Annotated in this window: 12 protein-coding genes; 11 read left to right on the top strand and 1 reads right to left on the bottom strand. The window is 61.7% G+C overall.

The genetic code is table 11. From position 1 onward, the window contains the following. Nucleotides 1-15 precede the first annotated feature (15 nt). Genes B472_RS08075 through B472_RS08050 form a run of 6 tightly spaced genes read left to right on the top strand, consistent with a single transcriptional unit; the run spans nucleotide 16 to nucleotide 5609 of the window. The gene (locus B472_RS08075) at nucleotides 16-1143 is read left to right on the top strand and encodes an acyl-CoA dehydrogenase family protein (RefSeq protein ID WP_019426710.1); all 1128 of its coding nucleotides are present in this window, start codon (nucleotides 16-18) and stop codon (nucleotides 1141-1143) included. A 49-nt stretch (nucleotides 1144-1192) separates the two neighbouring features. Next, on the top strand, nucleotides 1193-2584 hold the full coding sequence (gene trkA, locus B472_RS08070) for a Trk system potassium transporter TrkA (RefSeq protein ID WP_019426709.1): 1392 nt from the start codon (nucleotides 1193-1195) through the stop codon (nucleotides 2582-2584). Next, nucleotides 2584-4047, top strand: a complete 1464-nt coding sequence (locus B472_RS08065; RefSeq protein WP_019426708.1) for a TrkH family potassium uptake protein — start codon at nucleotides 2584-2586, stop codon at nucleotides 4045-4047. Before trkA ends, B472_RS08065 begins: the two co-directional genes overlap by 1 nt. Before the next feature lie 36 nt (nucleotides 4048-4083). Next, a complete protein-coding gene (locus B472_RS08060; RefSeq protein WP_019426707.1) occupies nucleotides 4084-4515 on the top strand; it encodes a rhodanese-like domain-containing protein in 432 nt (143 codons plus the stop codon). Further along, nucleotides 4515-4916, top strand: a complete 402-nt coding sequence (locus B472_RS08055; RefSeq protein WP_019426706.1) for a YchJ family protein — start codon at nucleotides 4515-4517, stop codon at nucleotides 4914-4916. The genes B472_RS08060 and B472_RS08055 overlap by 1 nt, the downstream gene beginning before the upstream one ends. Nucleotides 4917-4940: 24 nt before the next feature. Beyond that, nucleotides 4941-5609: an HAD-IA family hydrolase gene (locus B472_RS08050; protein ID WP_019426705.1), complete on the top strand. Its 669-nt coding sequence runs from the start codon at nucleotides 4941-4943 to the stop codon at nucleotides 5607-5609. 22 nt (nucleotides 5610-5631) lie between these two features. On the opposite strand, the gene B472_RS08045 is transcribed toward B472_RS08050, so the two are convergent. Next, on the bottom strand, nucleotides 5632-6675 hold the full coding sequence (locus tag B472_RS08045) for an AraC family transcriptional regulator (protein ID WP_019426704.1): 1044 nt from the start codon (nucleotides 6673-6675) through the stop codon (nucleotides 5632-5634). A gap of 131 nt (nucleotides 6676-6806) precedes the next feature. On the opposite strand from B472_RS08045, the gene B472_RS08040 reads away from it, so the two are divergent. Genes B472_RS08040 through B472_RS17485 form a run of 5 tightly spaced genes read left to right on the top strand, consistent with a single transcriptional unit; the run spans nucleotide 6807 to nucleotide 12954 of the window. Beyond that, complete coding sequence (locus B472_RS08040; RefSeq protein ID WP_019426703.1) at nucleotides 6807-8414, top strand: carboxyl transferase domain-containing protein; 1608 nt, start codon at nucleotides 6807-6809, stop codon at nucleotides 8412-8414. A gap of 45 nt (nucleotides 8415-8459) precedes the next feature. Continuing rightward, nucleotides 8460-8996, top strand: coding sequence for a DinB family protein (locus tag B472_RS08035; protein WP_019426702.1), 537 nt, complete (start codon nucleotides 8460-8462; stop codon nucleotides 8994-8996). After that, on the top strand, nucleotides 8993-9778 hold the full coding sequence (locus tag B472_RS08030) for an enoyl-CoA hydratase/isomerase family protein (RefSeq protein WP_019426701.1): 786 nt from the start codon (nucleotides 8993-8995) through the stop codon (nucleotides 9776-9778). The genes B472_RS08035 and B472_RS08030 overlap by 4 nt, the downstream gene beginning before the upstream one ends. A 10-nt stretch (nucleotides 9779-9788) precedes the next feature. Further along, complete coding sequence (locus tag B472_RS08025) at nucleotides 9789-10946, top strand: S9 family peptidase (protein ID WP_019426700.1); 1158 nt, start codon at nucleotides 9789-9791, stop codon at nucleotides 10944-10946. 1 nt (nucleotide 10947) lies between these two features. After that, nucleotides 10948-12954, top strand: coding sequence for an acetyl/propionyl/methylcrotonyl-CoA carboxylase subunit alpha (locus tag B472_RS17485; protein WP_019426699.1), 2007 nt, complete (start codon nucleotides 10948-10950; stop codon nucleotides 12952-12954). Nucleotides 12955-12956 lie beyond the last annotated feature (2 nt).

Raw genomic sequence — 12956 nt, 5'->3', positions numbered from 1 at the left:
TAAAGAAAGACCGACATGCTGCTGACCCCTGACCAGGAAATGATCCGTGAGGCCGTGCGCGACTTTGCGCAGCGCGAGTTGTGGCCCCACGCCGCCGAGTGGGACAAAAAACACCATTTTCCCAAAGCAGCGCACAAGGGCCTGGCCGAGTTGGGCGCGTATGGCATTTGCGTGCCCGAAGAGTTGGGTGGTGCGGGCCTGGACTATGTGACACTGGCGCTGGTGCTCGAAGAGATCGCCGCCGGTGACGGCGGCGTCAGCACCACCATCAGCGTGACCAACTGCCCGGTGAACGCCATCCTCATGATGTACGGCAATGCCGCGCAAAAAGCACAGTGGCTCACGCCCTTGGCCCAAGGCCAGATGCTGGGCGCGTTTTGCCTGACCGAGCCGCATGTGGGCTCGGACGCTTCTGCGCTGCGCACCACGGCCGTGAAAGACGGCGAGGGCTACGTGATCAACGGCGTCAAGCAGTTCATCACCAGCGGCCAGAACGGCGACGTGGCGGTGGTGATTGCCGTGACCGACAAGGGCGCAGGCAAAAAAGGCCTGAGCGCCTTCATCGTGCCCACCCGAACGCCCGGCTACACGGTGGCGCGCCTGGAAGACAAACTGGGCCAGCACAGCAGCGACACCGCGCAGATCAATTTCGACAATTGCCGCATCCCCGCCGAAAACCTGATCGGCCAGGAAGGCGAGGGCTACAAGATTGCCCTGTCCTCGCTCGAGGGTGGTCGCATCGGCATTGCCGCGCAAAGTTTGGGCATGGCGCGCAGCGCGCTCGATGTGGCCATCGACTACGCCAAGCAGCGCGAAAGTTTTGGCACCGCCATCTTCAACCACCAGGCGGTGGGTTTCCGTTTGGCCGATTGCGCCACGCAACTCGAAGCGGCTCGCCAACTCATTTGGCACGCGGCCAGCCTGCGCGATGCCGGTCGCCCCTGCCTGAAAGAAGCGGCCATGGCCAAGCTGTTTGCCAGCGAGGCGGCTGAAATGGTGTGCTCTGCGGCCATCCAGACCCTGGGCGGTTACGGCTATGTGAGCGACTTCCCGGTCGAGCGCATCTACCGCGATGTGCGCGTGTGCCAAATCTACGAAGGCACCAGCGACGTGCAAAAAATCATCATCCAGCGGGCGCTTTGAGGGACAAGGCGGGCGGTTCCAGGGGTGGGCTCCCGTATCATCAGGCCTCATGAACATCATCATCCTGGGTGCCGGCCGAGTGCGCGAAAGCGTCGCTGAAAGCCTGGTTTCCGAGCAAAACGACATCACCGTCATCGACCAAGACCCGGCACGTCTGCGCTTGTTGGAAGAGCGTTTGGACCTGCGTGGTGTGGTGGGCAACGGCATCCAGCCTTCGGTCCTGCGCGAGGCCGGGGCCCAGGACGCCGACATGCTGATTGCCTGCGCGGCAGCCGACGAGTCGAATTTGGTGGTTTGCAAAATCGCCCACGACGTCTTCAACGTGCCCACCACCATCGCACGGCTGCGTTCGCCCGAATTCAACGAGGGTGACGCCTTGTTGGGTAAATCCGGTTTTGCGGTGGACCATGTGATCTGCCCCGAAGAGTCGGTGATGCGCTACATCCAGCAGCTGATCCAGTACCCCGAGGCCTTGCAGGTGCTCGAATTTGCCGAGGGCCGTGTGAGCCTGATCGTGGTGCGCGCAGCGGCCGACAGCCTGTTGGTGAACCACACCATCGCCGAGTTTCGTGACCGCTTACCGGATGCCGAGATGCGCGTGGTGGCGCTGTACCGGCAAGACACGCAAGTGGACGCGCTGCCCGAGACCTGCATCTTGCCGGGCGACGAGGTGTTTGTGCTGGCCGACACCCGCAAGATCCCCGTGGTGTTGTCCGGTATCCATAAAACCGACCAACCCGTTCGGCGCCTCATGCTGGCCGGGGGCGGCAAGGTGGGCTTGCGTTTGGCGCGCATTTTGGCGGACCAGTACGACGTGAAGCTGATCGAGCGGGACAAAAAGCGTTGCGAGTACCTGGCCAGTCAGTTGCCCTCCAGCATGCTCATCCTGAATGGTGACGGCGCTGACGAGGACCTGCTTCACGAAGAAAATGTGGGCGAGATGGACTTGTTTTTGGCGCTGACCAGCGACGACGAAGACAACATCATGTCGGCCATGTTGGCCAAGCGCATGGGGGCCGGGCGTGTGATGGCCTTGATCAACCGCCGCGCCTATGCCGACATGATGCAAGGCAGCACCATCGACATCGCCATTTCTCCCGCGCAAACCGTGATCGGTGAGCTGCTGGCGCACCTGCGTCGGGGCGATGTGGCGGCGGTGCACAGCCTGCGTCGGGGTGCGGCCGAGGCCTTGGAGGGCATTGCGCGGGGCGACCTCAAAACCTCGAAGTTGGTGGGTCGGCGTGTCGAAGACATCCAGCTGCCCAAGGGGGTGAGCATGGGCGCCATTGTGCGTGGCGAGGGCAAAAACTCCGAGGTGCTGATGCCACACCATGACACCTTGATCGAAGCCAATGACCACATCGTCTTGTTCATTCCCAATAAACAGGATGTGCGTGCGGTGGAAAAACTTTTTCAGGTCAGCGCGACCTTCTTTGGCTGATGCTCACCTTCTTCTCGCCAGTCTTGGCCTTGATGGCGCGCATTTTGATCGCGTTTTCGGTCACGTTTTTGGTGCCCGGCATCTGGGCCTGGTTTGAAGACCACCACGACTTGCAATGGATTTGGCTCGCTGGCTTTGGCTTGACCGTCTGCAGTGGTCTGGTGTTGGCATGGGTCACGCACAAGCATCGGCGTGAGTTGAAGACCAAAGACGGCTTCTTGTTGGTCAACATGGTGTGGCTGGTCTTGCCGGCCTATTCGGCCTTGCCCCTCATGTTTTTGGTGCCCGAGATCACTTGGTTCAAAGCTTACTTTGAGGCCATGAGCGCGCTCACGGCCACCGGGGCCACCGCGTTGTCGGGGCTTGAGCACTTGCCGGTATCGGTCAACATTTGGCGCTGCTTTTTGCAGTTGATGGGCGGCTTGGGCATCATGCTGTTGGTGGTGGCGGTCTTGCCCATGTTGGGTCTGGGTGGGATGCAGCTCTACAAGACCGAAACCCCTGGCCCCATGAAAGACACCAAGTTCACGCCCCGAATTGCCGAGACCGCGCGGGGTTTGTGGGGCGTTTACTTTTTGTTTTCGGCCGCTTGCTTGCTGGCTTACCGCTGGGCGGGCATGAGTTGGGCCGACGCCTTCATGCACATGTGCACCACCATGGGTCTGGGGGGCTTTTCTTCTTATGACGCCAGTTTTGGGCACTTCAATTCGCCCATGATCGAGTGGGTCGCCATCGTGTTCATGACCCTGGCCGGCATCAGCTTTGTGCGCTACTTTGTGGTCTTGCGCAGCCGCTCCTTTTCGCCCATCAGCAAGGATCGCGAAATCCGCACCTATTTGGCCGTGCTGGTGCTTGCCACTTTGTTGGTCATGGCCTTGCTCTTGGTGCATGGTGTTTACAACGACGCGTTGGAGGCCTTGCGCATCAGCGCCTTTCATGTGGTGTCTTTGGCCACCACCACGGGTTATGCCGCCACCGATTACGCGCAATGGCCCGTGTTCGCACCGATTTTGCTGATGTTCTTGGGTTGCTTTGTGTCGTGTGCGGGGTCTACGGGCGGCGGTATCAAGCTGGTGCGCATGATTTTGTTGGTCAAGCAGGCACGTCGTGAGTTGGTGCGCATCATTCATCCGCGCGTCATCAACCCGGTGACGCTGGGCGGCTCGGTGATTCCCATGTCGGTCATGACGGCGGTGCTGGGCTTCATGCTCATTTATGGCGGAGCCACCATGAGCTTGAGCATGTTGCTCTTGCTCAGCGGCTTGGACATCGTCACCGCGTTTTCGGCTGTGATCGCCACGGTCAACAACATCGGACCCGGTCTGGGCGAGGTCGGGCCATCGGGCAACTATGGCAACCTCAACCCTTTTCAGCTGAGTGTCCTGAGTTTTGCCATGCTGCTGGGCCGACTGGAGTTGCTGTCGGTCCTGGTGTTGTTCAGTTCACATTTTTGGCGCAAATAAAGTCGGCAGTTTTGCCGTCTATTCAAGGAGAAACACATGCCCATCACCCAAGGTTTTCAAGTGCTTGTTGACCAAGCCATGGCCCAGGTCACGACGCACAGCGTGGAAACGGTTCGCGCCCGCATGAGCGACCCCAGCGTGCAGATCGTCGACATCCGCGACCCGCGTGAGTTGGAGCGCGACGGCACAGTCCCGGGCGCATTGCTCGCGCCTCGGGGCATGTTGGAATTTTGGGTGGACCCGGCCTCGCCCTACTTCAAGCCCGTGTTCGCCGACGAGAGCAAACAATTCATCTTGTTTTGCGGCGCAGGCTGGCGCAGCGCCCTGGCCACCAAAACCCTGCAAGACATGGGCATGACCAATGTGGCCCACATCGACGGTGGTTTTGCCGCCTGGAAAAAAGTCGGAGGCCCTGTCGTCACGATGGAACAGCACAAAGCTGAAAGCGCGGCGCGCAAAGGCGCTTGATGGCGGTGCCATGCCCCTGCGGCCGCACAAGTGCCAAAGGCCAGCCACTCGCTTTGACTGACTGCTGCGGCCCACTGCACGCAGGTCAGCCAGCCCCTGATGCTGAACGCCTCATGCGCTCACGTTACAGCGCCTTTGTGCAGGGTGACGTGCCGTATTTGTTGGCGACTTGGCACAGCAGCCAACGCCCTGCTGAGCTGACGCTCGAAGCTGGCGGCAAATGGTTGGGCTTGGAGATCAAGCATCACCGCGTTACAGGGACAGATACCGCCGAGGTGGAGTTTGTCGCGCGCTTTCGGGTCGGCGGCAAAGCCGTTCGCCAACATGAGCGCAGCCGCTTTGTGCGCGAACCCGCCGCAGATGGCGATCGCTGGTTTTATGTGGACGGCGATGCGCTTTAAGGCTTGACTCAGAGCATCTGCACAATGCCCCCTATCATCTCACCCATGAACTTTGAAGCCATTTTGTTTGACTGCGACGGTGTGCTGGTGGACAGCGAGGCCATCACCTGCGGCGTGCTGCGCGACATGTTTGAAGCGCAAGGCTGGCGCATGACGCTGGCCGAGTGCATGCAGCGCTTTGTGGGTCATACCGTCAAAAGCCAGCGCACCACCATCGAGGCGCACACCGGTCAGCCGCTCACCGACGAATGGCTGGCGCAGTTTTTTGCACTTCGCAATGAGCGTTTGACGCAAAGCATCACCGCCATTGAAGGCGTGCACGAGGCGGTGGCGCATCTGCATGACCATTGCCAAGGTCGCATCGCTGTGGCCTCCGGCGCTGACCGCTTCAAGGTCGAGATGATGCTCAAGCAAGTGGGCCTCATGCACTTTTTTGAAGGCCGTATTTTCAGTGGCCACGAAATGCCCCGCAGCAAACCGCACCCTGATGTGTATTTGGCCGCTGCGGCCCATTTGCAGATGGACCCGGCACGTTGCTTGGTGGTGGAAGACACCACCGTGGGCATCACGGCCGGTGTGGCTGCTGGTGCGACGGTGTGGGCCTATGCCGCGTCACCCGCCGAACACGCGCCGCTCTTGCAGGCGGGCGCGCAGCGGGTGTTCACTGGCATGCACGAGCTGCGTCTGGCTTGAGTCCGGCACAGGTCAGTGCCTCTCAAGGGACCTTGGCCAGTCTGAATTCTTCAGGCGTTTGCCCCGTCCAGCCTTTGAAGGCGCGCATGAAACTCTTCTCGTTCTGAAACCCCACCTCGGCGGCGATCTGTTTGATGGGGCGCTGCGTGCGCAGCAGCAGGTCGGTGGCCAGGTCGCGGCGCACCGCGTCTTTGAGTTGTTGCAGGCTGGCGCCTTCCTCTTTGAGTTGCCGGTGCAAGGTGCGGGCCGACAGGTTCAGCCAGGCCGCCAGGTCATCGGCATTGCGGCTGTGCTCAGGGTGTTCGGCCAGGGTCTGGCGCACTTTCTCCACCAACAAGCGGTCGCGCCGGTAAGGGCGGACGGTGAGCAGCAAGGCGCGTTGCAGCATGCGTTGCAAGGCAGCTTCGTCGCGGCGCACCGGCAGGCTCAGATAACCTGCGTCAAATTGCAGGCTGTGCGCGGGCGCGTTGAATTGTGTGGGGCCGTCAAACAGCACACGGTAACTGTCGGCATGGTGCGGTGGTGCAAAGCGCACAGTGGTTTGCAGCAGCGGAATGCGCGAGTCGGTCAGCCAGCAGGCCACGCCCAAAGCATTGCGCAGCACCGACACCACGGCAAATTCCTGCAAAGCGCCCCGTGGGCAGTTTTCATGCAATTGCAGATGCGCCACGCCCGCCTCAGTGCTGACTTGCAAACGAATGTCGTCGGTCAGCAGACCGTGGTGGCGGCACCAGCGGGCCAGCGCCACGCCCAAAGTGGGGGCGGTCAGTGAGGCGCGCACCAGCATGCCGTAGCTGCCCCAAGGGAGGCGGCGGCTGAACCAGCCCAGGGCCTCATCGTCCAGCGCCCGCATGGCGGTGGCTGATAGCCACTCCATTTGCAGCGCGGTGATGCGTGCATCCTTTTGGCTCAATAAATTTGGCGTAATTTGTGCCTCGACCAGGGCGGGCAGTGGGTCCATGCCGCGCTGGGTGTAGGCCTGTGCAATGGCTTTTACAAAGGCTATGGGTGTCTCAGCACGGGCGGTGTGGATCGGGTGAGGTGGATCGGGCAAGTGTGGGTTCATGGGTCTTGAAATTGTGGCACGATTTGCAACCTATTTGACGCCCTCCCCACCGGGCGCAGGTCTTAAGCTGGCAGGTATTGCCCACAGGCGCGGTGTTTGCCCTGTGCACGGGCCACAGCCAAGGAAGACACATGACTGTTTTGCACTCACAACTGAACCCACGTTCTGCCGATTTCCAGCACAACGCCGCAGCCATGCGCAGCCTGGTGGATGACCTGCATGCGCACTTGGAGCGCGTGGCTTTGGGTGGCGGTGACGCCCCCCGCGCCAAGCACATCGCCCGGGGTAAGTTGCTGCCGCGTGACCGCGTGCAAATGCTGCTGGACCCCGGCACGCCTTTTCTCGAAGTCGCACCGCTGGCCGCACTCAACATGTACAACAACGATGCGCCCAGCTCGGGCGTGATCGTGGGCATTGGCCGCGTGAGCGGCGTGGACTGCATGATCGTGTGCAACGACGCCACAGTGAAGGGCGGGACCTACTACCCCCTCACGGTGAAAAAGCATTTGCGGGCGCAAGAGATCGCGCAGCAAAACCACTTGCCTTGCATCTATTTGGTCGATTCCGGGGGGGCCAACTTGCCCAATCAGGACGAGGTCTTTCCCGACCGCGACCACTTCGGCCGCATTTTCTTCAACCAAGCGAACATGAGTGCGTTGGGCATTGCGCAAATCGCCGTGGTCATGGGCAGTTGCACGGCGGGTGGCGCGTATGTGCCCGCCATGAGCGACGAGACCATCATCGTCAAGAACCAGGGCACCATCTTCTTGGGCGGCCCGCCGCTGGTCAAAGCCGCTACCGGCGAGGTGGTGAGCGCCGAAGATTTGGGCGGTGGCGATGTGCACACCCGCCTGTCGGGTGTAGCCGACCATTTGGCGCAAAACGATGTGCATGCGCTGGCGCTGGCCCGGCAGGCTGTGAAAAACCTGAACGCGCAAAAGGCCCCCAACATCGCCACGCACGCACCCGTGCCGCCGCTGTTGGATGCGCAAGAGTTGTACGGCGTGATTCCCACGGACACGCGCAAGCCCTTTGATGTGCGCGAAATCATTGCCCGCATCGTGGACGGTTCGGAGTTTGATGAATTCAAATCTCGTTTTGGCACCACCCTGATTTGCGGCTTTGCCCGCATCGAAGGCATGCCGGTGGGCATCATCGCCAACAACGGTATCTTGTTCAGTGAGTCGGCGCTCAAAGGTGCGCACTTCATCGAGCTGTGCTGCCAGCGCAAGATCCCACTGGTCTTCTTGCAGAACATCACCGGCTTCATGGTCGGGCGCAAATACGAGAACGAAGGCATCGCCCGCAATGGCGCCAAGATGGTTACGGCCGTGGCCACCGCTGCGGTGCCCAAATTCACCATCATCATCGGCGGCAGCTTTGGCGCCGGCAACTATGGCATGTGCGGCCGTGCATTTGCGCCACGATTTTTGTGGATGTGGCCCAACGCCCGCATCTCTGTCATGGGCGGCGAGCAAGCCGCGAGCGTCTTGGCCACTGTCAAGCGCGACGGTATTGAGGGCAAGGGCGGTCAGTGGAGCACGGAAGAAGAAGAGGCCTTTAAAGCCCCGATCAAGCAGCAATATGAGGACCAAGGCCACCCGTATTACGCCACCGCCCGCATCTGGGACGACGGCATCATTGACCCGGCGGACACCCGCCGCGTGTTGGCGCTGGGATTGAGTGCATCGCTGAACGCCCCGATTCCCGAGACGAAATTTGGACTTTTCCGCATGTGATGGGTATGACTCTTCAAATTCATTCCCTCTGACTGGGCTGGACACATGGACACACTGAACAACGCATCCACTTGGCACCGCCACTTCAACACCCAGGCGCCCTACCACGTGTGGGCCACGCACCGCCTGCTGGAGGCGGTCTCGCGCCTGCCAGGCGAAGACTACCAACGCGACGTGGGTCTGTTCTTCAAAAGCGTCCACGGCACGTTGAACCACATGCTGGTGGCCGAGCACCTGCTTTGGTATGCGCGTTTTGCCAAAGGCAAATCGCCCGTGTTGGCGCTGAACAGTGAAATTGAACCCGATCGCGAACGCCTGGCGCAGGCGATCAAGGGCGGATCGGCCAACTGGACGCCACTGATCGCCAGCTGGAGTGCCGAGCGTTTTGATGGCCATCTGGACTACCAGACCAGCCAAGGCGCCCCCCTGTCCTTGCCGTTTGCGGCCACCTTGGCGCATGTGTTCAACCACGCCACCCACCACCGCGGGCAGATCACGGCGGCCTTGACGGCCATGGGCCAGCCTTGCCCGGCGCTGGACATGGTGGACTTCCTTCAAACAGAACAGGCGTCCAAAACATGAGCACAGCCCTGAAATTTTCCACCCTGGCTGGCGTGCACACCATCACGCTGTCGCGCCCCGATGTGCGCAACGCCTTCAACGACGACGTCATTGCCGATCTGAAAAACGCGTTTCTGGCGGTGGCCCAAGATGCTGCTGTGCGCTGTGTGGTGTTGGCCGCCGAGGGGCCTGCATTTTGTGCGGGTGCTGACCTGAATTGGATGCGCCGCATGGCCGACTACACCCGCGATGAAAACCTGGCCGATGCGGGCGAGTTGGCCGCCATGTTGCGCGCCATTTATGAGTGCCCCCAGCCCACCATCGCCCGTGTGCAAGGCGATGTGTATGCGGGCGGCATGGGCTTGGTGGCGGCGTGTGACATGGCCGTCAGTGTGGACACGGCCCATTACTGCCTGAGCGAGGTCAAGCTGGGCCTGATCCCCGCCACCATCAGCCCCTATGTGATCCGCGCCATGGGCGCGCGTGCGGCGCACCGCTATTTCTTGACGGCCGAACGTTTTGGCGCGGCCGAGGCGCACCGCATGGGTCTGGTGCACGAGGTGGTGACGGCCGGTGCGCTGGACGCCAAAGTGGCAGAGCTGACACAGGCCCTGGTGAACGCCAGCCCCCATGCCGTGCGGGCCTGCAAAAAACTGGTGCAGGACGTGGCCGAGCGCGAGATCAACGATGCGCTGGTGGCGCAGACGGTGGCGGGGATTGCCGACATCCGCGCCAGCGAGCAGGGCAAAGAAGGTGTGCAGTCCTTCTTGCAAAAGCGCAAACCGAATTGGTTGATGCCTTGAGCGAGCCGATATGAAAATTTTGCTTCGTCTGCTGGGCTTGGGCTGCTGCTGGTGGGCGGTGATGGCGCACGCGCAGGCCCCTGGCGAATTGCCGGTCGCCAAAGATCTGCATGAAGTCGTTCACCGTGTTCCGGTTTCGGTACAAGACCTTTACGGCCGCCGCGAGCAGCGACAGATTCCGGTCACGGTGTTCAAGCCCGCAGGGGATGGCCCATTTCCGATGGTGGTGCTCAACCATGGCCGTGCCACCAGCGCTGAAAAAATGGCCCAACCTGCGCGTTTTCGATTTGAACAGCAGGCCCGCTATTTCGTGGGCAAAGGCTTTGTGGTCATGGTGCCCACCCGGGTGGGCTATGGCGAAACCTTTGATGGTTTTGACCCGGAAACCAATGGCGGCTGCAGCCAGCCCCGCATCGAACCCATGAGCTTGGCGGCATCGGACCAGGTGCTGGCGGTGGCCGAATTTGCACGCAGCCTGCCCTTTGTCGATGCGTCGCGCTGGTGGGTCATGGGCCAATCGGTTGGTGGCTTGACCACGGTGGCCACCGTTTGGCGCAATCCACCGGGTTTGCAAGGGGCCGTCAATTTTGCTGGCGGAACTGGCGGTGACCCTGTGGGACGCCCAGGCCGCTCTTGTGCCGTGACGGAAATTGGCCGTTTGTGGAAAAACCGAGCGGCTCAGGCCAAGGCGCCCATGCTTTGGTTGTATTGGGAAAACGATTTGTTTTGGGGTGCCCAGGCGCCCCGGGACTGGCATCGGGCTTGGGTTGAGGGCGGCGGACAAGCCGAGTTCCACCAGCTTGCTGCCATAGGCCCGGATGGGCACTCAGGATTCAGCATCGACATGGACCGTTGGGTGCCATTGGTCGATGCTTTTCTGGCCAAGGCGGGTTACACCCAGCCGGCCTTGCCGCCCCTGCCTGCGCCCAGCGACTTTGCCCGGATCGACGAGGTCGACAAAGTGCCTGTTGGGCCAGAGACCCGGCAAAACCTGTACAGCCGTTTTCTGGCCAGCCCATTGCCCCGCGCTTTTGCCATCGGACCGGGTGGCGCCGGCTTTGCCACGGGCGATTGGGCTGTGGGGCGCGCCCTGGGTTTTTGCCAGGCACGCCGAGGCATCACCTGCAAGTTGTACGCCGTAGATCACCAAGTGGTTTGGAGAAATTGAGATGTTCAAAAAAATACTGATCGCCAACCGTGGCGAAATCGCCTGCCGCGTGGCGGCCACTGCCCGCCGAATGGGCATCCAGACGGTGGCCGTGTATTCGGACGCTGACGCTGGGGCCAAGCATGTGCAAGCCTGCGACGAAGCCGTGCATGTGGGCGGCAGTGCACCCAAAGACAGCTACCTGCGTTGGGAGCGCATTTTGCAAGCGGCCAAAGACACGGGCGCCGAAGCGGTGCACCCCGGCTACGGCTTTTTGAGTGAGAACGAAGACTTTGCCAAGGCTTGTGCCGCTGCGGGTTTGGTGTTCATTGGCCCACCCGCTTCGGCCATTTTGGCGATGGGCCTCAAAGCCGAATCCAAGCGCTTGATGGAAGCAGCCGGTGTGCCCCTGGTGCCCGGCTACCACGGGGCCGACCAGGACCCTGCGCTGCTGCAGCGCGAAGCCGACCGCATCGGTTATCCGGCCCTGATCAAGGCCAGCGCTGGCGGTGGCGGCAAAGGCATGCGCGTGGTCGAAAAATCGGAAGACTTTGCGGCTGCGTTGGCTTCATGCCAGCGCGAAGCCATCAACAGCTTTGGCAGCGATGCGGTGCTGATCGAAAAGTACGTGCAACGCCCGCGCCACATCGAGATCCAGGTGTTTGGCGACACCCACGGCAACTGCGTGTACCTGTTCGAGCGCGATTGCTCGGTGCAACGCCGCCACCAAAAGGTTTTGGAAGAAGCACCGGCCCCCGGCATGACCGAAACACTGCGTGCGCAGATGGGCGCAGCGGCTGTGGCGGCGGCCAAAGCCGTCAACTATGTGGGCGCGGGCACGGTGGAATTCATCGTCGAGCAAACCGCCTACGACCAACCCGAATCCATGCGCTTTTTCTTCATGGAGATGAACACGCGCCTGCAGGTGGAGCATCCTGTGACCGAGGCCATCACGGGCCTCGATCTGGTCGAGTGGCAACTGCGTGTGGCCAGCGGCGAGCCGCTGCCCTTGCGCCAAGACCAGTTGCGCATCCAGGGCCATGCGATAGAGGCGCGCATCTGCGCCGAAAACCCCGACAACAACTTTTTGCCCGCCACCGGCACCCTGCAGGTCTACCGCAAGCCTCAAGCGGCCAGCTTCGAGCGTGGCACCCTCCGCATCGACGACGGCGTGCGCGAGGGCGACACCATCAGCCCGTTTTACGATTCGATGGTGGCCAAGCTCATCGTGCACGGCGACACCCGCGAGCAAGCGCTGGCCCGTTTGGACACGGCGCTGGCCCAAACCCACATCGTGGGCCTGAACACCAATGTGCAGTTTTTGCGCCATGTGGTGTGCAGCGATGCGTTTGCCACGGCCAAGCTCGACACGGCCCTCATCCCGCGTGAAGCCGCTGTCTTGTTCAAGCAAGACAAGGTGGGCTTGCCTGCCGCGGTGGCCGCCGTGGTGGCGCACAGACTGCAAGCCGACAAAGCTTTGCAGGGGCCAGACCCGTTCAGCCGCCGCGATGGCTGGCAGTCGCACGGGGTGGCTCAGCGGCGCTTTGAATTCGTCTGGCAAGACCAGCCCCGCTCGGCCCGCCTGAGCTATTTGCACGATGGCGCTTTGAGCCTGTCGCTCGACGGCGAAGAGGCTGTGTCGGGCACCTTGCGCTTTGCGCCCGAAGGCTCAGGCCTGTGGGTGCAGTGGGGCGGTGCACGGTGCTTCAGCCAGATCGATTGGCAAGGCGAAACCGCGCACATTTTCACGCCCCAGGGCGCGACCCGCATCACCGCGCTCGACCCGTTGGCGCACGCTGGCGAGGCGGCGCAAGAAGGTGGGCGTCTGACGGCCCCCATGCCGGGCAAGGTCGTGTCCTTTGCCGTCAAGGCGGGCGACAAAGTCAAAGCCGGTCAGCCCTTGGCGGTGATGGAAGCCATGAAGATGGAGCACACCATCAGCGCACCCCAAGACGGGACCGTGGTCGAGCTGCTCTACGCACCGGGCGACCAAGTCGCCGATGGGGCAGAGCTCCTCAAGCTGGGCTGACA

The sequence above is a fragment of the Limnohabitans sp. Rim28 genome (assembly GCF_000293865.2).
GTDB lineage: Bacteria > Pseudomonadota > Gammaproteobacteria > Burkholderiales > Burkholderiaceae_C > Limnohabitans_A.
Note: the sequence above shows the minus strand (reverse complement) of the source record. Positions and strands in the feature narration are given on the sequence as shown.